At 66.7% G+C, this 23,418-nt stretch carries 18 protein-coding genes and 1 riboswitch; of the genes, 4 read left to right on the top strand and 14 right to left on the bottom strand.

Annotated features, from left to right (window positions below):
• Positions 1-46 precede the first annotated feature (46 nt).
• A complete protein-coding gene (locus WS61_RS28025; RefSeq protein ID WP_059505357.1) occupies positions 47-508 on the bottom strand; it encodes an Lrp/AsnC family transcriptional regulator in 462 nt (153 codons plus the stop codon).
• Positions 509-624: 116 nt separating this feature from the next.
• Between WS61_RS28025 and WS61_RS28020 the strand changes: the two genes are divergently transcribed.
• A complete protein-coding gene (locus tag WS61_RS28020) occupies positions 625-1,257 on the top strand; it encodes a LysE family translocator (protein WP_059505355.1) in 633 nt (210 codons plus the stop codon).
• On the opposite strand, the gene WS61_RS35850 is transcribed toward WS61_RS28020, so the two are convergent.
• The 8 genes from WS61_RS35850 to WS61_RS27985 all read right to left on the bottom strand — a co-directional run bounded on the left by WS61_RS35850 (position 1,254) and on the right by WS61_RS27985 (position 8,200).
• Positions 1,254-1,385 carry a hypothetical protein gene (locus WS61_RS35850; RefSeq protein ID WP_257127374.1) on the bottom strand — a complete coding sequence of 44 codons (132 nt, stop codon included), beginning with the start codon at positions 1,383-1,385 and terminating at the stop codon, positions 1,254-1,256. The two genes, WS61_RS28020 and WS61_RS35850, sit on opposite strands and share 4 nt — an antisense overlap.
• A 7-nt stretch (positions 1,386-1,392) precedes the next feature.
• Positions 1,393-2,394 carry an alpha/beta hydrolase gene (locus WS61_RS28015; RefSeq protein ID WP_059505353.1) on the bottom strand — a complete coding sequence of 334 codons (1,002 nt, stop codon included), beginning with the start codon at positions 2,392-2,394 and terminating at the stop codon, positions 1,393-1,395.
• Positions 2,395-2,416: 22 nt separating this feature from the next.
• On the bottom strand, positions 2,417-2,989 hold the full coding sequence (locus tag WS61_RS28010) for a TetR/AcrR family transcriptional regulator (protein ID WP_059505509.1): 573 nt from the start codon (positions 2,987-2,989) through the stop codon (positions 2,417-2,419).
• A 107-nt stretch (positions 2,990-3,096) separates the two neighbouring features.
• The gene (locus WS61_RS28005; protein ID WP_059505351.1) at positions 3,097-5,025 is read right to left on the bottom strand and encodes a TonB-dependent receptor domain-containing protein; all 1,929 of its coding nucleotides are present in this window, start codon (positions 5,023-5,025) and stop codon (positions 3,097-3,099) included.
• A gap of 214 nt (positions 5,026-5,239) precedes the next feature.
• A riboswitch (cobalamin riboswitch) is annotated at positions 5,240-5,433 on the bottom strand.
• Positions 5,434-5,634: 201 nt separating this feature from the next.
• On the bottom strand, positions 5,635-5,883 hold the full coding sequence (locus tag WS61_RS28000) for a hypothetical protein (protein ID WP_059505350.1): 249 nt from the start codon (positions 5,881-5,883) through the stop codon (positions 5,635-5,637).
• A 116-nt stretch (positions 5,884-5,999) separates the two neighbouring features.
• Entirely contained in the window at positions 6,000-6,974 is a 975-nt protein-coding gene (locus WS61_RS27995; RefSeq protein WP_059505348.1) for a threo-3-hydroxy-L-aspartate ammonia-lyase, read from the bottom strand.
• A gap of 69 nt (positions 6,975-7,043) precedes the next feature.
• Positions 7,044-7,682, bottom strand: a complete 639-nt coding sequence (locus WS61_RS27990) for a transcriptional regulator (RefSeq protein WP_059505346.1) — start codon at positions 7,680-7,682, stop codon at positions 7,044-7,046.
• Positions 7,679-8,200: a YbaK/prolyl-tRNA synthetase associated domain-containing protein gene (locus WS61_RS27985; RefSeq protein ID WP_059505344.1), complete on the bottom strand. Its 522-nt coding sequence runs from the start codon at positions 8,198-8,200 to the stop codon at positions 7,679-7,681. Before WS61_RS27985 ends, WS61_RS27990 begins: the two co-directional genes overlap by 4 nt.
• 404 nt (positions 8,201-8,604) lie before the next feature.
• Here WS61_RS27985 and WS61_RS27980 point away from each other — a divergent pair, with 404 nt between their 5' ends.
• Positions 8,605-10,188 (top strand): isocitrate lyase, encoded by a 1,584-nt coding sequence (locus WS61_RS27980; protein WP_059505343.1) that lies wholly within the window; start codon positions 8,605-8,607, stop codon positions 10,186-10,188.
• Positions 10,189-10,260: 72 nt separating this feature from the next.
• On the opposite strand, the gene WS61_RS27975 is transcribed toward WS61_RS27980, so the two are convergent.
• Positions 10,261-10,512 (bottom strand): hypothetical protein, encoded by a 252-nt coding sequence (locus WS61_RS27975; RefSeq protein WP_157692787.1) that lies wholly within the window; start codon positions 10,510-10,512, stop codon positions 10,261-10,263.
• Between the two features lie 511 nt (positions 10,513-11,023).
• Between WS61_RS27975 and WS61_RS27970 the strand changes: the two genes are divergently transcribed.
• Positions 11,024-12,889 (top strand): phosphoenolpyruvate carboxykinase (GTP), encoded by a 1,866-nt coding sequence (locus WS61_RS27970; protein WP_059505338.1) that lies wholly within the window; start codon positions 11,024-11,026, stop codon positions 12,887-12,889.
• 140 nt (positions 12,890-13,029) lie between these two features.
• On the opposite strand, the gene WS61_RS27965 is transcribed toward WS61_RS27970, so the two are convergent.
• Complete coding sequence (locus WS61_RS27965) at positions 13,030-14,694, bottom strand: acid phosphatase (RefSeq protein WP_059505336.1); 1,665 nt, start codon at positions 14,692-14,694, stop codon at positions 13,030-13,032.
• Positions 14,695-15,155: 461 nt separating this feature from the next.
• On the opposite strand from WS61_RS27965, the gene ftsH reads away from it, so the two are divergent.
• On the top strand, positions 15,156-17,132 hold the full coding sequence (gene ftsH / locus WS61_RS27960; RefSeq protein WP_059505334.1) for an ATP-dependent zinc metalloprotease FtsH: 1,977 nt from the start codon (positions 15,156-15,158) through the stop codon (positions 17,130-17,132).
• 142 nt (positions 17,133-17,274) lie between these two features.
• Here ftsH and otsA read toward each other — a convergent pair whose 3' ends face one another.
• The 3 genes from otsA to WS61_RS27945 all read right to left on the bottom strand — a co-directional run bounded on the left by otsA (position 17,275) and on the right by WS61_RS27945 (position 23,199).
• Positions 17,275-18,681 carry an alpha,alpha-trehalose-phosphate synthase (UDP-forming) gene (gene otsA, locus WS61_RS27955; RefSeq protein ID WP_034204779.1) on the bottom strand — a complete coding sequence of 469 codons (1,407 nt, stop codon included), beginning with the start codon at positions 18,679-18,681 and terminating at the stop codon, positions 17,275-17,277.
• A gap of 352 nt (positions 18,682-19,033) precedes the next feature.
• Entirely contained in the window at positions 19,034-20,668 is a 1,635-nt protein-coding gene (locus WS61_RS27950; protein WP_059505332.1) for a methyl-accepting chemotaxis protein, read from the bottom strand.
• A gap of 446 nt (positions 20,669-21,114) precedes the next feature.
• On the bottom strand, positions 21,115-23,199 hold the full coding sequence (locus WS61_RS27945) for a TonB-dependent receptor (protein ID WP_095211846.1): 2,085 nt from the start codon (positions 23,197-23,199) through the stop codon (positions 21,115-21,117).
• Positions 23,200-23,418 lie beyond the last annotated feature (219 nt).

Below are 23,418 nucleotides of genomic sequence, written 5' to 3'. Positions count from 1 at the left end.
CCGGTCCCCGCACGGAACCGGCCGACGATCGCGAAACCGCGACTCGCTACCTGCGGCCGTCGCCGGGCTTCGCAGCCGGGCGCGCCATCCCGCGCGCCGGCAGCGGCGTCGACATCACGATCGACGTGCGCGTTTCGCCGTACAGGTTGATGCGTTCGATCAGTCGTTCGAGATGGGCCATGCTGACGGCAACGAACCGCATCACATACGAATCCGCGCCTGTCACGTGATGGCATTCGACGACTTCGGGAATCGTCTCCAGCAGCTTGAGGAACTTCGCTTTCGCCGGTTGCGGCACCGTGATGCCGATCAGCGCGCTCACCGGATAGCCGGCCGCGGACGGATTGACCCGGGCGGTGTAGCCTTCGACTACACCGGCCGCTTCAAGACGCTTCACGCGTTCCGTCACCGCCGGCACCGACAGGTGAACCTGGCGCGCGAGCTCCGTATAGCTGATGCGTCCGTTGTCCTGCAACAGCGCCAGTATCTTCCAGTCCAGATCGTCCATCGCAGCGGGAATTTTTAAGGTGGAGCCGCCATTTTTCCTTAAAAACCGCATTCAACGGGGAGCGGACTTTCCCTACGATGCCTGTTCGATCCATGGGATGTTGGAAGGGGCAGGCGATGCTGTTCGTCAAATCCGTCGTGATGGGGTTGTCGATCGCGGTGCCGGTCGGCCCGATCGGCATGCTGTGCATTCAGCGCAGCCTGAGCCGTGGCTTCCGGGCGGGATTCGCGACGGGCATCGGCGCCGCATGCGCCGATGCGATTTACGGCCTGCTCGGCGCGCTGGGCGTCGCGGGCATCGTCACTGCGTTCCCGATGCTGACCGTCGGCCTGAAAATCGGCGGCGGCGCGTTTCTCGTGTGGCTCGCGTGGACCATCGCGCGCCAGGCGCCGGCCGCACCGGCGGGGCAACGCGAGCTGCCGCGTACGACCGTCCTGCGCGATTTCCTGACGACGTTCGGTCTCACGCTGTCGAACCCGATGACGATCGTGTCGTTCGTCGGGATCTTCGCGGCGCTCGGCCCGCTGCCGGGTGCGCGGGAAGGCGCGATGTGGGCGACCGTCGCGCGGATGGTCGCCGGCGTGTTCGTCGGCTCGGCCACGTGGTGGCTGTGCCTGAGCAGCGCAACCGCCGCGCTGCGCGCGAAGCTGTCGGTCGCGTTCATGCACGGGTTGTCGCGCGCGTCGGCAGCCGTCGTCGCGATATTTGGTGCGATCCAGGTGGTCGCCGGCCTGCGCGGGCTGATCTAGTCGTGCGGGGCTGCGCGGGCCGACCGGATCGCGTCGACAGCATGCCCGTGGCCGCCCGCGAGACCGCCGCATTCGATCCAGCGATCCGGGCCGATGCCGATGTCGTCTTCGTGTGCTTTTCCGTTCATCGCCGGCTCAATTCGATGCGTGCAAATGCAAGTGCGCATGCACGAAGCGTGCGATTTCCCGGCTCAGCTCGATATCCTCCGGCGCGCCCATGAACCCGCCATGCGGCATCGCCTCGAACACGTGCAGCTCGGTCGGCACCTGCGCACGCCGCAATGCGCGATGCAGGCGAACGGCGTTCGACAGAAACAGGTCGCGTGTGCCGCTCTGGATGAAGGTCGGCGGGAAGCCGGCGGCGAAATCGCCGAACAGCGGCGACAGGTACGGATGCGCGAGATCGGCGCCGTTCGCGTAGAGCAGGTTGTTCGCCATCAGTGGCCCCGGCAACACGACGTCGACGAGCCGGTTGGTCTCGAAACTGTCGCCGGATTCGGTCAGGTCGGCTTCCGGCGACAGCAGCACGAGCGCGGCCGGCAGCGGCAGGCCCTCGTCGCGGGCCCGCAGCACCATCGCGGCAGCGAGATTGCCGCCGGCCGACCGGCCGCCGATGACGACGTTTTCCGGGGCGTAACGCTCCAGCACGTAGGCATAGGCCGCGATGCAGTCGTCGAGCGCGGCCGGATACGGGTGTTCCGGCGGCATCCGGTAGTCGACGCCGTAGCAGCGAATGCCGAGCCGATCGGCCTGCATCTGCGCGCCGGCGCGGCACGCGGCGCCGCCGCCGACGACCAGCGCGCCGCCATGCAGATCGATGATCGCGCAGGCGTCGGAAGCCGCCGCTTCGGGGGTCGCGACATGCACGTCCGCATCGCCGACGCGGACCGTTTCGACGTGCGAACGCAAATAGCCGGCGAGCTGCTCGACTGCGGCCGCGTAATGCGCGTCGGCGCTGGCCTTCACGCGCATCCACGCGTCGATGTCGTCCGGGGCCGGCATTACGTGCGCTGCGTTCAGCGGCACGCCGTCGTCGCCGGTCAGGCGTTGCAGCGCCGCGCGCGCTTCGTCGCTGATCGAGGTCGGGAAGGGGACGACTCGGCTCGGCAGCACGACGCCGTCTGGTTTGTCTTTCATCGCCTGGGTTGCGTTCGGGGCGTCATGCGGCCGAAGGCCAGTGGCGCAACATCACGTCGAGCGCATCGAGGCAGCGCGACCACGACGCGTCGGCATCCGGCGCGCTGTGCGAGAAGCCGCCGGCGTTTTCGAGCGTCACGTAGCCCATGAAGAAGCCGCCAAGCAGGCGGATCGCATGCGCGTGTTCGGTATCGGGCAGGCCGTAGCCGCGCAGCACCGCCGACGTCATCCTGACGAGCTGCCCGCCCGCGCTCGCGGCGGCGCGCTCGGCGCTCACCGGATGGCGAGCGGCCGCGAAGCGGCCCGGATGCGTACGCGCGTAGTCGCGATAGACGTTCGCGAGCGCGGCCAGCGCGTCCTTGCCGGTGCGGCCGGCCAGCGCGTCGGTGGCGCGATCGGCCAGCTCCTGCAGCGCGAACAGCGCGATGCGGCTCTTGAGATCGTCGAAGCTCGGGATATGGGAATACAGGCTCGCGAGCTTGACGTCGAAATGCCGCGCGAGCGCCGCGCCGGTCAGTTGCTCGAAGCCGGTTTCATCGGCCAGCTGCGCGCCGGCTTCGACGAGCTTGTCCACGGTGATACCGGCACGCGCCATGACGAATACCATGCGGGTGAGTCAAAAAACTAATTCTATTAGCTTTTGCCGCGATGTCAATTTCCCGCGCGTGCCGGTGTGGCGCGTTTCGTCGATGCGCCGGGCCGTCAGAACGTGTAGCTGACCTTGCCGAACGCGGTGCGCCCGAGCGTGTTGTAGCCGTACGCGGTCATGTATTGCCGATCGAACAGGTTCGACAGCGACGCCGACACCGTCAGGTGCGAATTGATCCTGTACGACGCGCGCAGGCTCACCGTCAGGTACGACGCCAGATACTGCCGGTTGGCCGGATCGTCGAACGTCGAGCCGCCGTACAGCAGCGACGCACCCGTGCTCAACGCGTGCAGCTTCAGTTCGTCCCACGTGTGGTCGACGTTTACGCTGACCGTCTGGCGCGGCCGGCGGCTGAGCCAGGTCTGGTTGGTCTCGTCCTGTGGATTCAGGATGCCGACGGCAACGCTCACCGGCGTCGAGCGGCCGATCGTCCCCTTGTACGACAGGTCGATGCCGCGAATGTGCGAACGGCCGATGTTCATCGGCGAGAACGTCGCCGGGTTGTACGCGATCAGGTTGTTGACGCGCGTGTCGTAGATCGCTGCGGTGAACGTACCGTATGCCGTGTTCGCGTCGAGCGCGGCCTCGACCGACGTGCTGCGCTCCGGGCTGAGGTTCGGATTGCCGTAGCCGGGGTAGTACAGGTCGTTGAACGTCGGCAGGTGGAACGCATTGCCGTACGACACGCGCGCCGCGTAGACCGGCGTGATCGCCCACGACAGCGCGGCGTTGCCGGTGTTCACGGCTTGCCCGGCGATGATCTCGTGACGGCCGGCGACGAACATCGTCACGCTGCCGAGCGTCGCCGACTGGTGCAGCGAGAACGCGGAGTCGTTGCGTGTCGGCACGCCGCCGGGAATGTCGACCGGCAGGAACGCCTGTTCGCGCGTGAAGTCGTAGGCGAGCTTCGATTCGCCCGACAGCGGCAGGCCGAACAGGTGAAACCCGCGCTCCTGATGGGTCAGCGACGTCGACGTGCTGATCCGCTGCGAGTCGATCTGGTCCGTCGCGAGGGCCGGGTTGTCCGCATGGATGAACTGGCGATCGTTCGCATAACCGAACGACTGGTCGAACTGCGTATCGGGCGTGATGTCGAGATGGAACGCAACGCCGGTCGTCAGTTGGTGATCCAGCTCGCGATTGGCGTAGCCGCTGTTGTCGTAGGACAGATCGGAGCGGTGATACAGCGCGAACGTCGAGATCGACCAGTTGTCGCGCGCATAGCCGAGCCGCGCATCGAGATCCTGCGCGTGATACGGATTGCGGCCGTCTTCGTGGCCGTAGAAGAACGGCCGCGTCGCATCGATGCCGGCCGTGTTGTAGTCGTGCAGCCCGAGCGAATAGGTGAGCCCGCCGAGTGCGGCGAGGGGCCCCGTCGACGGCACCGTGCCCGACGTGCGGAACTGCGTGTCGAACGTCTTGTTCGAGCCGCCGCCGAACGACACGGTGGTCTGGTTCGGCTGGTTGGCGGCGCGGCGCGTGAACAACTGCACGACGCCGCCCATCGCGTTGTTGCCGAACGATGCGGCGGCCGGGCCGGAGATCACTTCGACGCGCTCGAACGCTTCGGTCGGCAGGTTGGCCCACGGCGCGATGCCGGTGGTCGGCGAGCCGATCCGGATGCCGTCGATGAATACGGCGACTTGGCTCGCCGACGCGCCGCGAATGCTGACCGTCGCGGACGAGCCGGGCCCGCCGTTCTGCGCGACGGTCACGCCCGGCAGCGTCGCGAGCGCCTGCGTGATGCTCGGGTCGGTCGGCGACAGCCGGTCGAGATCCTCGCGCGTGAGCACCTGCGTCGACGCATAGCGCCGGTCGAACGATTCGGGCAGGTGCCGCGTGTCGGTCACGCTGATCGTCGGCAGGTCCGTGCCGTCGGCGGGCGCGGCGGGCCGTGCAGGCGCAGTGTCGCCGGCCGCATGGGCGAGCGGGGAAAACAGCGCGGTGGCGACGGACGTGGCGAGCAGGTGACGAATGTTCATGAGGCGGCGGGACAAAGCGTAGGGCGGGTACGGCGATCGTGAGCGCAAGGCGGACAGGGGGCGCATGCCGACGGCGTGTCGGTGCGACGCTTCCGGCCGGGAAGCGGATTCGGGAACGATGGACATCTGGCGGATCCTGAGGTCGGGTCGTCCATGCAACGGGCGGCCGCCAACGGCGGTGCTTGCACATCGGGACACCCCGCCCGGTGCGGCTGCTGGACCTCGGGTCGATGGCAGGTCTCCTGGCTCGCGGGTCGCCATCCGTGCAGGCCTTCCCGGTTTCCCAGTGGCACGCGGTGGCACGGATTCGCCGCTCACAGTTGCGGGGGCAGCCGCAGATTCGAGGCGTCGCCTCGCCTGCGTTCCCTTTTGATCCCGTCTCCGGGAACCATCAGCGCGCAAGGGTAATGGCGTGCGCGCGGGCACGTCAATCGTTCGTCTGCGCGCGGATGCGAAAAAACGTCATCGATCGGCGCCGGCTTTCCAGATCCTTTCGTTCGATGTGCGCGGACGGCGTTTCAGGTCTGAAGAAACGGCCGGGTTCGACCGCATGCCGCCGTGCCGGAACCGGCTGCCGTCGTTCAGAATCCCGACGGCCGGCGCGTGTCGTTACATATGCGTGCCGGCGTGCGTGCGGCCGCCCGGTTCGCCGCCGCGATCGGGCGGCGTATTGTTCTGATCGATCTTCGCGAGCACGAAGCCGGCGGGCGGCCACGCGGCGGGCGAACGGTGCATCGCGTGCCCGACTGCGGGGTGAGGCGAGGCGGCGGAAACACCGGATGACGTCACGTCCGGTTGAGCGAACGCCGACAGGGAAGCGGCCGCGAGGGCGGCGGCGGCGATCGCGTGCGTATTCATGAACACTCCTGCATGACCGATTTCGGGGCGACGTAATCAGTCTAGGGAGCGAAACTTACGCGGCGTGAAGGCCGGGCGGCGCGCGCATGACAGGATCTTCATGCGCGCGCAGACGGTCAGGCCGGTGCCGACACCAGCGCGCAGAAGTTCTCGAGATCGACGTTGCCGCCGCTGATCACCACGCCGACGCGCTTGCCCTGCAGCGCATCCTTCATCCGCCGCGCGGCGGCGAACGACAGGCAGCCGGTCGGCTCGACGACGATCTTCATCCGCGTGGCGAAGAAGCGCATGCAGTCGACGAGTTCCGCGTCCGTCGCGGTCAGGATGTCGTCGACGTCGCGGCGCAGGATCGGGAACGTCAGGTTGCCGAGATGCTGCGTCTGCGCGCCGTCGGCGATCGTACGCGGCGTGTCGATGTGCACGATCGTGCCGGACCGGAACGATTGCTGGGCGTCGTTGCCGGCTTCGGGCTCGACGCCGTACAGCTTCGCATGCGGCGACAGCGCACGCGTGGCGAGCGCGGTGCCCGACAACAGCCCGCCGCCGCCGAGCGGCGTGAACACCGCGTCGAGCGGGCCGACTTCGTCGAACAGTTCCTTGGCCGCGGTGCCTTGGCCGGCGATCACGTCCGGGTGATCGTAGGGCGGAACCAGCGTGAGCCCGTGCTTCTCCGCGAGCGCGCGCCCGATCTGCTCGCGATCCTCGGTGTAGCGGTCGTAGGTCACGACATTGCCGCCGTAGCCGCGCGTCGCGGCCATTTTCGCGGCCGGCGCGTCCTGCGGCATCACGATCGTCGCGGGAATGCCGAGGATGCGCGCCGACAGCGCGATCGCCTGCGCATGGTTGCCCGACGAGAACGCGACGACGCCGTGGCGCCGCTGTTCCGCGTTGAAGCGCGACAGCGCGTTGAATGCGCCGCGGAACTTGAAGGCGCCCATGCGCTGCAGGTTTTCGCACTTGAAGAACACCTGCGCGCCGAGTGCGTCGTCGACCGTGCGCGACGTCATGACCGGCGTGCGGTGTGCGTGGCCTTCGAGCCGGGCCGCGGCGGCGGCGACGTCGTCGTACGTGGGAAGCATCGGAGAGTTCATGGTCGCTCGAGAGCCGAAAAGATCAGTCAACGGGAAAACTCGAAATGGGGAAGTCGGACGCGCGGCGCGTCACTTCGCGTCGTTGTAGACGGTGGCGCGCGAGACGCCGAGATGCTGCGACACGATCTCCATCGCGCGGCGCACCTCGAGGAAGCCGTCGGCCTTCAGCGCCTGCATCAGCTCGCGGCGCTGGTCGGTCTTCAGCTCACGCGGCGTCGTCGCGAGGCGCGTCGCGAATGCGTCGATGCGCTGCCGGATCGCGTCGGCACCGGCCGGGTCGAGCGTTTCGACGACGGCTTCGCCGTCCGTGCGGCAGAACTGGTTGAGCATGCCCTGGAAGCCGCGGAACAGCGTGACGTCGGCATTCAGGCACAGCGCGGCCACGTAGCGCCCGGTCGAATCCTTGATGCCGATCGACGTGCTTTTCGCGGTGCGGCCGTCGGCGAAGCGGTTCGGGTAATTCGCGAGCACCTGCGGGAAATCGTCGTCGGCGATGCGGGCGAGGCCGAGTTCGGTCGCGGGATCGCCAACCGCGCGTCCGGACAGGTTGTTGTGGATCGCGAGGATCGCATGCTCGGGCGTGCGCAGGTCGTGCACGACGACCTCGGTGAACGGCGCGAACATCTCGCCGAGCCCTTCGGCGATGCGCTGCACCTGCTCGATCAGCGATGCCTGCTCCGACGGCGGCGGTTTGCGGTTCGTGCTCATGCGTGGTCCCGGGAGGCGGGCGTGTCCGTCGTTTCCGGCCGCGTGATGTCGGCCAGCAGCGGGCGCGCGATCCGGACATAGTCGGCCGCGTCGAGCACGACCGAGCGGTCGAGGCGGCCCGCGTTGAACGCGATCTCGGCGTTGCGCTCGACCAGCGCCGGATCGACGACGAGCGTCACGTTCGGATCGAATACGAATGGCGGCACGGCGCCCATCACGCAGCGCGTGACGGCGGCCGCGACGTCGGGCGACGCGAGCGTCGCCTTGCGCCGGCCCACCGCATCGGCGACCTTGCGGAAGTCGATCTTCAGGTGGCCGGGAATCACCGCGAGTGCGGCGGTGTCGCCGCCATCCTTGAACGTGCAGAGCATCGCCTTCGCGCCCTGTTCGGGGCGTGTGCCGCGCAGCGCGGCGATCGCATCGGATTTGCCTTCCGCCGGATGCTCGAGCACGCGGAAACGCGCGCCGGACGTATTCAGCAGTTCGCAAAGGGTGTCGAAAACGGGAGAGTCGTTCATGTCGATCCGGGACGCAGGCCGATGCGCTGACACGCGTGTATCAAATAATCGTCCAAGTATAGACGTTTTGTCATGGCGATGACAAAGCCTGACGGTCGTCGTTGCTCCCGGCCTGATCGAAGCGTGCCCGTCCTTCAGCAGCCGAAAGGGCATTTCATATCGCGAGATGCTGGCCGGATTCCTGCCGCCGCGTTTTACCGCCGCTTGAAACCGTGTTTTGCATCGCAAAAACGCTTGGCTATCTCATTGAAAAACAATAGAAATTTATATCTTATGTCTTATATAAGACTTGGCCGAAATCGCGCCGGGCAGGATTACTATTGAGTCCATGCAGTTCGCTTCGTCACACGCGGCGGGCACGCTGAACCCTTTACTCAAATGCGCTTCGTTCCCAGGAGATAGACATGTCCCAATATCAAGACGACATCAAGGCAGTGGCAGGTTTGAAGGAAAACCACGGCAGCGCGTGGAATGCCATCAACCCGGAATACGCCGCCCGCATGCGTGCCCAGAACAAGTTCAAGACCGGCCTGGACATCGCGAAGTACACCGCGAAGATCATGCGCGCCGACATGGCCGCGTACGATGCCGATCCGTCCAAGTACACGCAGTCGCTGGGCTGCTGGCACGGCTTCATCGGCCAGCAGAAGATGATCTCCATCAAGAAGCACTTCAACAGCACCGAACGCCGCTACCTGTACCTGTCGGGCTGGATGGTCGCCGCGCTGCGCTCGGAGTTCGGCCCGCTGCCGGACCAGTCGATGCACGAAAAGACCTCGGTCAGCGCGCTGATCCGCGAGCTGTACACGTTCCTGCGCCAGGCCGACGCCCGCGAGCTGGGCGGCCTGTTCCGCGAGCTGGATGCCGCGAAGGACGCGGCCGCCAAGGCCGCGATCCAGCAAAAGATCGACAACCACGTCACGCACGTCGTGCCGATCATCGCCGACATCGACGCCGGTTTCGGCAATGCGGAAGCGACCTACCTGCTGGCCAAGCAGTTCATCGAAGCGGGCGCATGCTGCATCCAGATCGAAAACCAGGTGTCGGACGAGAAGCAGTGCGGCCACCAGGACGGCAAGGTCACGGTGCCGCACGAGGACTTCCTCGCGAAGATCCGCGCGATCCGCTATGCGTTCCTGGAGCTGGGCGTGGACGACGGCATCATCGTCGCGCGCACCGATTCGCTGGGCGCCGGCCTGACCAAGCAGATCGCCGTGACCAACGCGCCGGGCGACCTGGGCGACCAGTACAACTCGTTCCTCGATTGCGAAGAGCTGTCGGCCGACCAACTGGGCAACGGTGACGTCGTCATCAAGCGCGACGGCAAGCTGCTGCGTCCGAAGCGCCTGCCGAGCAACCTGTTCCAGTTCCGCGCCGGCACGGGCGAAGCGCGTTGCGTGCTCGACTGCATCACGTCGCTGCAGAACGGCGCCGACCTGCTGTGGATCGAAACCGAAAAGCCGCACATCGCGCAGATCGGCGGCATGGTCCGCGAGATCCGCAAGGTGATCCCGAACGCGAAGCTGGTGTACAACAACAGCCCGTCGTTCAACTGGACGCTGAATTTCCGCCAGCAGGCCTACGACGCGATGAAGGCCGAAGGCAAGGACGTGTCGGCTTACGACCGTGCGCAGCTGATGAGCGTCGAATACGACGAATCCGAACTGGCCAAGCTGGCCGACGAGAAGATCCGTACGTTCCAGGCCGATGCATCGCGTGAAGCAGGCATCTTCCACCACCTGATCACGCTGCCGACGTACCACACGGCCGCGCTGTCGACCGACAATCTGGCCAAGGAATACTTCGGCGACCAGGGCATGCTCGGCTACGTGGCGGGCGTGCAGCGCAAGGAAATCCGTCAGGGCATCGCCTGCGTGAAGCACCAGAACATGTCCGGTTCGGACATCGGTGACGATCACAAGGAATACTTCAGCGGCGAAGCGGCGCTGAAGGCAGCAGGCAAGGACAACACGATGAACCAGTTCTGATCGTCGTCCGACCCGAAGCACGACGCCAGCCCCTTGGGGTTGGCGTTTTTTTTGCCTGCCCGAGCAGGTGCGTTACCCGTGCACGCCCTTCGCGACGTGCCGGTTCGTCGGCACACCGTCGATCTCGTCGAGATCGACGAAGCATTCGCCACTGTCGATCATCCCGCCCACGTCGTGCCGGAATCGTGCGTCGTCGCCAACCGCGTCGAACAATGCCGGCGGACCGTCATCGCGGGACCGGCAGTACTCCTCGACGATTCGCGTCGTAGCCGGGCGCGTATTACCCCGGATTGCCACGCGCACCGTCATGAGCGGTGGCTGCATCGGGGCATTCGATCAGGATGTTTGTGTGCGCAACCTAATTCAGGGTTTGCCTGAGTAGCGAAAACGCGAATGGGCGCTGTGCGTGTTCGCATTGCCGGCATGGACGATACGCAGGTTGAAATTACCGCTCGCGCGAAACCCTTGCCGGGCGGCTGTCGCGGCCGTTTTGTCCCCCAGTCGCCTGCGATGACACCGTAAAAAAGCACCTGTCTGCAACGCGCGTGCCGGTGCGCCGTCACAGTTGTTTCTTGTTGCAACGCAACGCCCGCCCAATAACGGCGATGGTATGCTGGCCGGCATGGAGTTGTATGGCAGGTTGCTTGCATGGCGAAACTCGCGTTCGCACCCTCTAACGAGACTTCACCTTCTCTCGCACGCATCGCGGCATCGACGCGCGCTCCGCTCGCGCGTCCCGTTCCACGTGCCGCATCTTCCTGCGCTCCGCACGCATTCCCCATCTCGCGGGCTCGCCCGCATCCCCATCCCTGCCCAATAATCTGGAGACATCCCCATGTCGCAAAACACTTTGGCCGAAGCGACGCACGGCCCGCTGATCGCTCCGCCGGCTTTCGTCAAACATCGCAAGCTGATCGACTGGGTAGCGCGCATTGCGGCGCTCACGGAGCCCGAGCGCATCGTATGGTGTGACGGTTCGCAGGAAGAATACGACGCGCTGTGCCAGGCGATGGTCGACCAGGGCACGCTCACACGCCTGAATCCGGCGAAGCGCCCGAACTCGTATCTCGCGCAATCCGATCCGTCGGACGTCGCGCGCGTCGAGGATCGCACGTTCATCTGCGCGGCGTCGCGCGACGACGTCGGCCCGACCAACAACTGGATCGATCCGGCCGAAATGCGCGAGACGCTCAACGGGCTGTTCCGCGGTTCGATGCGCGGTCGCACGTTGTACGTCGTGCCGTTCTCGATGGGGCCGCTCGGCTCGCCGATCGCGCACGTCGGCGTCGAGCTGTCCGACAGCCCGTACGTCGCGGTGAACATGCGGATCATGACGCGCATGGGGCGCGACGTGTACGACGTGCTCGGCGAGGACGGCGATTTCGTGCCTTGCGTGCACAGTGTCGGCCATCCGCTCGAGGCCGGCCAGCAGGACGTGCCGTGGCCGTGCAATCCGGTCAAGTACATCGTGCATTTCCCGGAAACGCGGGAGATCTGGAGCTTCGGCTCAGGCTACGGCGGCAACGCGCTGCTCGGCAAGAAGTGTTTCGCACTGCGCATTGCGTCGACGATGGGCCGCGATCAGGGCTGGCTCGCCGAACACATGCTGATCCTCGGCGTGACGTCGCCGGCCGGCAAGAAGTATCACGTCGCGGCCGCGTTTCCGTCCGCGTGCGGCAAGACCAACTTCGCGATGCTGATCCCGCCGCAGGGCTTCGACGGCTGGAAGGTCACGACGATCGGCGACGACATCGCGTGGTTGAAGCCCGGCCGCGACGGCCGCCTGTATGCGATCAATCCGGAAGCCGGCTTCTTCGGCGTGGCGCCGGGCACGGGCGTGAAGACCAATCCGAACGCGATCGCCACGCTGAAGGAAAACGTGATCTTCACGAACGTCGCGCTGACGGAAGACGGCGACGTGTGGTGGGAAGGGCTGACCGACACGCCGCCCGCGAAGCTGACCGACTGGCAGGGCAATCCGTGGACGCCCGAAACGGCCAAGGAAACCGGGCGCAAGGCCGCGCATCCGAACTCGCGCTTCACCGCGCCGGCTGCGCAGTGCCCGTCGATCGACGACGACTGGGAAAACCCGGCCGGCGTGCCGATCGACGCGTTCATCTTCGGTGGCCGCCGCTCGACGACGGTGCCGCTCGTGACCGAGGCGCGCGACTGGGTGGAAGGCGTGTACATGGCCGCGACGATGGGTTCCGAGACGACCGCGGCAGCCGTCGGCAAGCAGGGCATCGTGCGCCGCGATCCGTTCGCGATGCTGCCGTTCTGCGGTTACAACGTCAGCGATTATTTCGCGCACTGGCTCGAACTCGGCAAGCAGCTCGAAGCCGCCGGTGCGAAGCCGCCGAAGATCTATTGCGTGAACTGGTTCCGCAAGGATGCGAACGGCAAGTTCGTGTGGCCCGGCTTCGGCGAGAACATGCGCGTGCTGAAGTGGATGCTCGATCGTCTGGAAGGCACCGGCGGTGGCGGCGAGCATGCGTTCGGCGTGTCGCCTTCGTATGAAGACCTGCACTGGGACGGTCTCGATTTCACGCGCGATCAGTTCGATGCGGTGACGTCGATGAACGCGGACGAATGGCGTGAGGAGCTGAAGCTGCATGCGGCGCTGTTCGAGACGTTGAAGCTGCGCTTGCCGGCTGAAATGACCGACACGATGAAGAAGATCGAGCAGCGTATCGGCGGCTGACGCGCGGAATCGGCGTCGCGCACGTTGCGCGCGGCGCATGGCCCGGCGCCGCATGGCATCGCCGGGCCGAAAACGAACGACGCCCCGGGCCATCCATCGCGTGGCCCGGGGCGTCGTTGTTTCCGGTGATCGACGGGCGATCAGCCGAGATCGAGCGCGTTCGTCAAATCGCCCGGCGGCGTCGCGCCGCGTGCGGCGAACGCGTTGTTGCGCAGGACCACGCCGTCGAGCGGCGCGAGGCCGTGCACGCGGCTGATGAAGCGCAGGATCGAGTTCGTGTCGTACAGCGTGTGATCGACGAAGCCCTTTTTCGCGAACGGCGAGATCACGAGCGCCGGGATCCGCGAGCCGGGGCCCCAGCGATCGCCGACCGGCGGCGCGACGTGATCCCACCAGCCGCCGTTCTCGTCGTGCGTCATCACGATCACGGTGTTTTCCCATTGCGGCCCGCGCCGGATATGGTCGATCACGGTTGCGATGTGACGGTCGCCCGATTCGATGTCCGCATAGCCCGCATGCATGTTCAGGTTGCCCTGCGGCTTGTAGAACGTGACGGCCGGCAGGCGGCCCGCGTCGATGTCGGCGATGAAGCGGTTGGTCGACGGCGCGTCGCCGAGCCCTGCATCGCGCAGGTGCTTGCGGCGGGCTTCGGTGCCGGGCGCGTAGTTCGCGAAGTAGTTGAACGGCTGGTGGTGGTACTGAAAGTCGGGCACGGCGCCGGTGTCGCGATGCTCGAGTGCGTACTGCCACGCGCCGCTGTACCACGCCCAGTCGATGTTCTTTTCCGACAGGCGGTCGCCGATCGTCGCGTAGCCCTGCGGCGGCATCACGCGATGGTCGGCCGGATCCGCATACGCAGCGTTGCCCGGATCGGGCGGCGGCACGTAGCTCGGCTGGTACGGCGGCGCCATCGTGTTCACGCCGTAGCCGTCCGGCGTCAGCGGGCCGTCGGCCGCGAACTTCGGCGGGCCGTCGAGCGCGGACGCGGGCGAATCGTCGGCGAGCTTCAGGCGCGTGCCGGCCGGGTCGTCGCCTTCGACCTGCGACAGCAGTTTCGCCGCATGCGGATGCTTGTGCGCGTCCGGATACCGCGGCGGCTGCGCGGAGATCAGGAACATGTGGTTCAGCCACGAACCGCCGAAGGCCGCCATGAAGAAGTTGTCGCACAGCGTGTATTGCCGGGCGAGATTCCACAGGCGCAGCGTGTCGGCCGAATTGCGGTAGTGGCCCATCACGAGGCCGCCCGAATCGGCCCATGCGGCGAACTGGTCGTTGCGGCCGCCCGCGATCTGCATCTGGTTCTGGTAGAAGCGATGCCATAGATCGCGCGTGATCACACCGTTCGGCAGCGGCTTGCCCTGCGCGTCGGTAATCGGGAACGGCGCGTTCGGCAGCTTGTCGATGTCGCGCTCGGCGATCGCGTAGCGCTTGCCGTCCACTTCCTGCGCCTGCGGCACGAGCCCGCCCCAGATCTTCGGCAGCACCGGCAATGGCGTCTTGCCGTCGCGATCGAGCTGTCGTGCCTGTTCGGGCCGCACTTCGCCGAGCGGATAGCGCACGCCCGGGAAATCGCCGTACAGGTTCGCGAAGCTGCGATTTTCCGCATAGATCACGACGATGTGGCGCACGCGCTGGCGCAACGCTTCGTCGATGCGCAGGTCGGCGGCCGAACGCGGCGCGTTGCCCGCGGTGGTTTCGCAACCGGCGAGCGCGACGCCGGCACCGAACGCAGCGAGGCCGCCGAGCACACGGCGGCGGTCGGGATCGGCGGGCAGGTCGTCGGGGCGATCGGGGGTGTCGTTCACGTCGTGGGCTCCTCGGATGGGCGGTGGGCGTTGTCGTTCGATGCGCGCCGGCGTCGCGCGGGTTGCCGCGACACAGGACGGAATGCAACGGCTGGCATCGCGCGGTGGCGCGACGCGGCTGTCACATAAATGTCATGAACGCGACTATAGCGCGCCAAGGGGGCAGATGAAAGCCGTTCGTCGGACGATTCGACGCTCGCGCGGCGAGCGGTGCGCGACGCCCGCGCGCGAACTAGACTGGAACCAGGGGCGGCGCGTCGCGGCGTGCCGCCCGGGCGAGGATCGCCCCGCGACGCCGGCCGACGGTGTTGCCGAGGCGGCATCGATGCAGCGAACGATTCGAGACAGCGAGGCGACGATGGCGTGGATGCTTGCCATTTTCGCATGGCGGCCAAGTACCGGTTCCGCGCGCGTGCCGGCGTGAGCGCACGCCGCGCAGCAGAGACGGCCGGCCCGATGCCATGGACAAGAAATTCGACTACCCGGGATTGCTGATCGCGGCGGGCTTCTTCGTGCTGTTCGCCGCGCAGTTGCTGATGCTGCACCCGACGTCGACGCCGATCGCGTACAGCGATTTCCGCCGGCTCGTCGCTGCGCGGCTCGTCGACGATCTCGAGGTCGGCCCCGCGTCGATCTCGGGCGCGCTGAAGATGCCGCAGGCCGGCACGATGCTGCCGGCGTCCGACGCGGCGGTCGTGCAGCAGGCCGGCGCGCCGTGGCGCTTCACGACCAGCCGCGTGACCGACGAACACCTGATCGACACGCTGACCGCCGCCGGCATCCGCTATCACGGCACGCCCGATACCGGCTGGATCGCATCGCTCGCGTCGTGGCTGCTGCCGCTCATGCTGCTCGTGTTCGTGTGGAACATGATGCTGCGCAAGCGCGGCGGGCTGCAGGACTTTACCGGGATGGGCAAGAGCCGCGCGCGCGTGTACGTGCAGCAGGAAACCGGCATCACGTTCGACGACATCGCGGGCATCGACGAAGCGAAGGCCGAATTGCAGCAGCTCGTCGCGTTTCTGCGCAATCCCGATCGCTACCAGCGGCTCGGCGGCAAGATTCCGAAAGGCGTGCTCGTCGTCGGCGCGCCGGGCACGGGCAAGACGCTGCTCGCACGCGCGGTGGCCGGCGAGGCGGCCGTGCCGTTCTTCTCGATCAGCGGCTCGGCGTTCGTCGAGATGTTCGTCGGCGTGGGCGCCGCGCGCGTGCGCGACCTGTTCGAGCAGGCGCAGCAGAAGGCGCCGTGCATCGTGTTCGTCGACGAGCTCGATGCACTCGGCAAGGTGCGCGGCGTCGGCCCGATGTCGGGCAACGACGAGCGCGAACAGACGCTCAACCAGTTGCTGGTCGAGATGGACGGCTTCCAGGCCGGCTCCGGCGTGATCATCATGGCCGCGACGAACCGGCCCGAGATCCTCGATCCCGCGCTGCTGCGGCCGGGCCGTTTCGACCGGCACATCGCGATCGACCGGCCCGACGTGAACGGCCGCCGCCAGATTCTCGGCGTGCACGTGAAGCACGTGAAGCTCGCGGCCGACGTCGATCTCGGCGAGCTTGCGTCGCGCACGCCGGGCTTCGTCGGCGCCGATCTCGCGAACGTCGTCAACGAGGCCGCGCTGCATGCGGCCGAACTCGGCAAGCCGGCGATCGGCATGGCCGACTTCGACGAGGCGATCGACCGCGCGCTGACGGGCCTCGAGCGCAAGAGCCGCGTGATGAACGAGCAGGAGAAGCTGACGATCGCGTATCACGAAGCCGGCCATGCGCTCGTCGCGGAAAGCCGCGCGCATTGCGACCCGGTGAAGAAGGTGTCGATCATTCCGCGCGGCGTTGCCGCACTCGGCTACACGCAGCAGGTGCCGACCGAGGATCGCTACGTCCTGCGCCGCAGCGAGCTGCTCGACCGGATCGATGCGCTGCTCGGCGGGCGCGTGGCGGAAGAGCTCGTGTTCGGCGATGTCTCGACCGGTGCGCAGAACGACCTCGAACGCGCGACCGCGATGGCGCGCCACATGGTCATGCAGTACGGGATGAGCGAGAAGATCGGGCTCGCGACGTTCGACGACGGCGACGCGCGCACGGGCACGCCCGGCACGTGGCATGCGGACGGCGGCCGCTGCAGCGAGCACACCGCGCGCATGATCGACGAAGAAGTGCGCACGCTGCTGACCGATGCGCATGCGCGCGTCGCGACGACGCTCGGCGAACGGCGCGACGCGCTCGAGCGCATCGCGCGACGGCTGTTGCGATGCGAGGTGCTCGAACGCGACGCGCTGCAGGCGCTGATCGACGGACGCATCGAACCGTCGTCGGCGACGTCGGCATTACCGGGCGACGAAACGAATGCGCGCGGCGGCGCGATCGGAACGGAGGGGGGCTCCACCGTCGAACGCGATTTCGTCGCGTACGGACGGCCGCACGAATCCGATCGCTGAAGTCGTTGCGCGGGCCGGCGACGGCGCGCGTCGATATTCCTTCTATTTCGCCATGGAGTCACCATGAGCGGCGCGCACGCATCGATCGAACGGTGTCGTGCTGGCATGCACGACGAAGGGGGCGCGAGCGCGCGTCAGCGCGTCAGGATTCGGTCGCGGCCGCAACTTCGGCCGCTTCGGCGAGCGCGTCGAGAAAGCGCGTGCGCCACCAGTGCACGTCGGTCTTGCGCACGATCGCCATCAGCGCGGCGTGACGCTGGCGGCGCTCTTCGAGCGGCATCGTGAGCGCGCGCTGGATCGCCTGCGCGGTGCCTTGCGTGTCGTACGGATTGACGAGCAGCGCCGATTTCAGTTGCTCGGCCGCGCCCGCGAAACGCGACAGCACGAGCACGCCGGGGTCGGCCGCGTCCTGCGCGGCGAGGAACTCTTTCGCGACGAGATTCATCCCGTCGCGCAGCGGCGTGACGAGGGCGACCCGGCTCGCGCGGTAGAGGCCCGGCAGGCGCTTGCGCGCGACGGTGCGGTGAATGTAGCGCATCGGCATCCATTCGAGCTCGCCGTAGTCGCCGTTGATCGCGCCGCACAGGCTGTCCATCTCGCGCCGCAGGTCGTCGTAGGCGCCGAGATCCTCGCGGCTCGGTGCGGCGATCTGGATCAGCGTCGCACGGTCGCGGTTCTCCGGATACTGCTCGAGCAACTCGCGGAACGCGTGCACGCGCTGCGGCAGCCCTTTCGTGTAATCGAGCCGGTCGACCCCGACCAGCAACTGGCGGCGCGAATATTCGTCGCGCATGCGTTCGAACATCGCGAGGCCGTCGCGGTCGCGCGCGAGCGACTCGAATTCGTCGACGTTGATGCCGATCGGAAACGCGCCGGCCGACAGCGTGCGGCCGAACGCGCGCAGTCGGCCGTCCGGCAGCCGTGCCGCCCCGGCTTCCGCTTCGACGTAGTGCTCGAAGTGGAGCAGATCCGATTCGGTCTGGAAGCCGACGAGGTCGTACGCGAACAGCGCGCGCATCAGCCATTCGTGCTCGGGAATCGCGGCCATGATCGGCGGCGGCGGCATCGGGATGTGCAGAAAGAAGCCGATCGGATTCGTGCAGCCCATCGCGCGCAGCTCGGCCGCGAGCGGAATCAGCTGATAGTCGTGGACCCAGATGGTGTCGTCGGGCCGCAGCAGCGTGCGCAGCTTGCGCGCGAACAGCTGGTTCACGCGTCGGTAGCCGTCGGCGAAGCGCCGGTCGAACTGCGCGAGATCGAGCCGGTAGTGAAACACCGGCCACAGCACGTTGTTCGAGTAACCGAGATAGTAAGCGTCGTAATCCTGCGGATCGAGATCGACCGTCGCGAGCTGGATGCCGCCGACGTTCTGGACCTGCACGTCGTCGCCATGCGCGCTTTGCTCGTCGCCGCCGCGTAGCCTCCCGCTCCAGCCGAACCAGACGCCGCCGGTTTCCTGCAGGCTGTCCTTCACGGCTACGGCGAGGCCGCCGGCCGCGGCTTTACGGGGATCTGCGATGCGATTGGATACGACGACGAGTCGGCTCACCAGCTCTCCTGACGATTGTTGGGGAAGGTTCGTGCGGCCAGGGCGCAAGAGGCAGACGCCGCCATCGGCGCGCGGTGCGCGATACGACGGGGCCGCATGGCGATCGGACGGGAGTCAGGGCACGCGATTCGCCGTCCGGTCGAAAAGTGCTTTTTTAGGATACTCGTCATTCGTGCGTTTTAAAAGTCCGTGTCGACGAACGGCTCGGACGAACAGGTCGCGCGGTATCGATGGCGCCTATCCTGCAACCGGCGCTGCCCGGGCGGGACCGAAACTTGCGCCGCGCTGCGACGCAGTGTGTGCCGGGTCATGCGGCGCGTCGGGCGCAATGGTGCGGACGACGCGCATGCCGTTACGCGGCGGCCGGTTGCCAGTGGCGCGTGTCGGCTTCCAGTGCATGCGTGCCGGGCGATACCGCATGCACGCCAGCCGGCATCCGGAACGCGGCGACCGTTTCGGACAACTCGCGGCCCTGCGCCTCGAGCGACTTCGATGCGGCGGCCGCCTGCTCGACGAGCGCCGCGTTCTGTTGCGTCGTCTGGTCCATCTGCGTGATCGTCAGGTTCACCTGGTCGATGCCGCGGCTCTGCTCGGCCGACGCGGCCGCGATCTCGCCCATGATGTCCGTCACGCGCGCCACGGCCTGCGTGACGTCGGACATCGTCTTGCCGGCTTCGCCCGCGAGCGCGGAGCCGTCGCGGATCGTCTGCACCGACGCGGAGATCAGCGCCTTGATTTCCTTCGCCGCCGTCGACGAGCGCTGCGCGAGACTGCGCACCTCGCTCGCGACGACCGCGAAGCCGCGACCCTGTTCGCCCGCACGGGCGGCTTCGACCGCCGCGTTGAGCGCGAGGATGTTGGTCTGGAACGCGATGCCTTCGATGATGCCGGTGATGTCGGCGATCTTCGACGAGCTGTGGCCGATCTCCGTCATCGTGTCGACCACGCGGCCGACCACCGAGCTGCCGCGTTGCGCGACGTCCGACGCATTCGCGGCGAGCGTGCTCGCCTGCTGCGCGTTTTCCGCGTTCAGGCGCACCGTGGACGTGAATTGCTCCATCGTCGCCGCGGTTTCCTGCAGCGAAGCAGCCTGTTCCTCGGTGCGCTGGCTCAAGTCGAGGTTGCCCGATGCGATCTCGCTCACCGCGTGCGCGATGCTGTTCGACGAGTCGCGCACGCGGCCGACGATGCCGGTCAGCCGCTCGTTCATCGTCCGCAGCGCATCGAGCAGGTCGCGCGTTTCGTCGTTGCCGCGCACCTCGATGTGGCTGCCGAGATCGCCGTTCGCCACCGTGCGCGCGACGTCGACGGCCGAGCCGATCGGTGCCGTGATCTTGCGCGTGAGCCACAGGCCGCCGCCGGCCGCGATCGCGACGGCGATCAGGCAGATGCCGGCCAGCAGGTTGCGCTCCACCGTGTAGCGATCCGCGAATGCCTGCGCGATCGCGATTTCGCGTTCATGCGTATAGGTCGCGTAGGCGTCGGTCGCACGCACCAGTTGCGCGAGCAGCGGGCGGCAATTGTCGTCGATGTCGGCGATCGCGTCGTCCCTCCTGCCGGCCTGCGCGAGCCCGACGATGCGCAGCGCAACGGGCCCGTAGCGGGTTTCGATGCGCACGATCTCGGCTACCAGCTCGCGTGCGCGATCGGACGTGTCGGTCGCGTTCGCCATGAGGCCGTTGAGCTTCGCGAGATGGTCCTGCACGTCCTTGTGCGCGTGGTTCACCTCGGCCAGTTCGGCCTCGATGTCGGACGGCCGCGTGGCGAGCACGAGATTGCGCGCGGCGATCGCGCGCCGGTCGACCGCGGTGCGGATTTGTGCGGCCAGGCTGGCCCGCGCGTTGATGCCGTTCATGTAGCGTGAAAACTCGGCGTTCGTATCGGACAGTGCCTTGAGCGCCATGCCCGATACGGTCACGACGACCGCGGCCAGCAGGCCGAAGCCGCCGAGGAGTTTCGTTTTGATGCTGATTCTGACGATTTTCACGTTTCGGCCCCTGTGCGTGTGGTTGTAAATGGAATTTATCGTTCGACCAGATACGGGTTCGTGCCGGTTTTAACGGGTATTCGGGATGATTCTTTACCCTTCGAAAACCCTTACATTCATTTTTCTTGGCACTGACGGCCTTATTGGGCGGTCGTTCTTGATCTTGATCAAAAGGCTCGTGGGGCGCTTTTATTCGATGTGTTATGCGCGGAATTTGAATGTGTTTTTACTGGTGAAACAAAAAACATCTTTTTTATAATATTTGTCTGATGATTTCGTTCTGATTTGCCGACGAATAAGGGAATTTCGTTGCGGTGCGCGCGTTCGACGTGAGCGACGTAATCGAAGTAATCGGCGCGATGGATTGACGAATAAACGGAGCGGCGCGGCCGGTTCGGTTCGCGCCGGTAAAAGGCCCGCGGCGGGCGCCGCGAGCCGTACGAGGGTCAGAACGTGGTGCGCAATCCGGCCATCACGCTGCGGCCGCCTTCCGGTGCAAAACCGCGTACCACCGAAGTCGAGTAGCGGATCTCCTGGTTCGTCAGGTTGTCGCCGCGCAGGTACGCGAGCCAGTGCGTCGCGCCGACACGGAACTTGTAGGTCAGCATTACGCCGAGCGACGTGTAGCCGTCCGTCGAGAAGTCGTTGTCGGGTACGCGATGCTGCGACCAAGCGTGCGTGACCTGCGCACGCGCACCGAACGGGCCGTAACCGTAGTCGGCCGCAAGCGTCGCACGCAGCGGCGCGATGCGCGGCAGCGGCTGGCCCGTATCGACGTTGCGCGCGTGCGTGTAGTCGGCCGTCAGTTCGAGATCGACCGTATGGCCGCGCCGCGCGAATGCACGCCACTTGCCGTCCAGCTCGATGCCGTAGAACTCGGCGCGCACGCCGCGATAGATCGCCTCGTTGAGCGAGCCGTCGGTGCCGGGCGCGACGGGCTCGCCGTCGTCGTCCACCACGCGACCGGTGTTGTACTCGGTCAGGTAGTTCGAGAAGCGGTTGTAGAACACGCCGACGCTGCCGCGGTTCGGCCCGCTCGCATAGCGCAGCGACAGGTCGGTCGACACGGCTTTTTCTTTCGACGCGTTCGGGTTGCCGATCAGGAACTGGCCGGTCGCATCGTGCGGGCCGTTCGAATACAACTCGTAGAAGGTCGGCGCGCGTTCGGTGTAGGCGACGTTCGCGGCGACCGACCATACCGGCGTCAGCGAGAACAGCGCGCCGGCCGACAGGCTGCCGGCGTTGAAATCGCGCGGCTGCGCGAGCGCGAATTTCTCGATGCCGGCCGGATCGGGGTCGACCTTCACGTGCTCGAAGCGGCCGCCGAGGCTCAGTTTCAGCGCCGGGACGACCTGCCATTCCTCGAGACCGAACAGCGCGACGCTGTTGGTGCGCGTGGACGGCACGAGCATTTCGTCGCCGAGCGCGGAAAAAGTGTTCTGGCCGAACTGCACACCGATCGCACCTTCGAACGGGCCGATCTTGCGATGGCGCGCCTCGATGCGCGCCTCGTAGCCGCGGTTGCGGAAGGTGGTCGCCGTCTCGCCGTTGTCGACTTCCTTGTGGCGGTAGTCGGTGTACGCGAAGTCGAATTTCAGCGTCGTGAAAGGCCCGCTCAGGTTGCGCACCTCGGACGCGAGCGCAAGGCGTTCCTGGCGCATCCGCAGCCGCACGTCGCTTTCCGCGACGGAGCCGTAGTTCGATTCGTATCCGCTGTACGACAGGCCTGCGAAACCGTCCGCCCACGTGTACGACGCGCCGACCGCACCGCCGTGCACGCGGCCGTCGCTGTTCGGCACGCTGCCTTCCGGTTGCGGCGTGTCGGGGCCGTCGATCGCGCGTTGCTGGCTGCTGCGCGCGTAGCCGGGAATCCGCAGCTTGCTCGTTTCGCGATCGAATGCATCGACGTGGAACGCGAAGCGGCCGTTGCCGCCTTCGACCTGCGCGGCACCCGCGCGCACGGAATTCGCGCCGCCGTAGCGCGCGTCGAGCGCGCCGGTCACACCCTCGATCGCTTCGCGCGGAATCCGGTTGTCGATCGTGTTGACCACGCCGCCCACCGCGTTGCCGCCGTACAGCAGCGCGGCCGGCCCGCGCACGATTTCGACGCGCTCGATCGACAGCGGATCCTGCGGCACCGCATGGTCGTACGACAGCGACGACGCGTCATACGCCGCGACGCCGTTCTGCAGCAGCCGGATCCGGTCGCCGTCCATCCCGCGGATGATCGGACGGCCGACCATCGGCCCGTAGGTGGTGGTCGACACGCCGGGCAGCCCGTTGAGCGTTTCGCCGAGCGAATCGGCCTGGCGGCGCGTCAGCGCATCGCCGGAAAGCTGGACGGTCGGTGCGATCAGTTCGGTGTCGCCGAGCGGGTTCGCGGTCACGAAGATCGGTGCGAGCGGCGCGGGTGCGGCGGCCGGCGTGCCGGACGCGGCGGGCGCATCGGTCTGCGCGTGGGCGACGGCGGCGAACAGTATCAGCGACAAGGACGAGAGCGGGCGAAGCGGTAAGCGAGGGAGGTCGCGCATGGTCGGTGAATCGGTTGGAATCGGATCGGATAACGAGCCATGCGGATCATCGCTGGATACGATATATTGTTGCGTCACTGACGCGCAATGACCCGTTGGAACATGGCTCGGCGAGGCGCAGCCACCTGGGTTGGAACGGCGTCAGGCGGACGAGCACGCGAAATGATATGTTATATCATGTCAAATTCCAAGCCGAACGGCAGGATCCCGTCGGGTTTC

Source organism: Burkholderia sp. ABCPW 11 (assembly GCF_001523445.1).
Taxonomy (GTDB): Bacteria; Pseudomonadota; Gammaproteobacteria; order Burkholderiales; family Burkholderiaceae; genus Burkholderia.
This window is presented reverse-complemented; position numbering and strand designations above follow the sequence as displayed.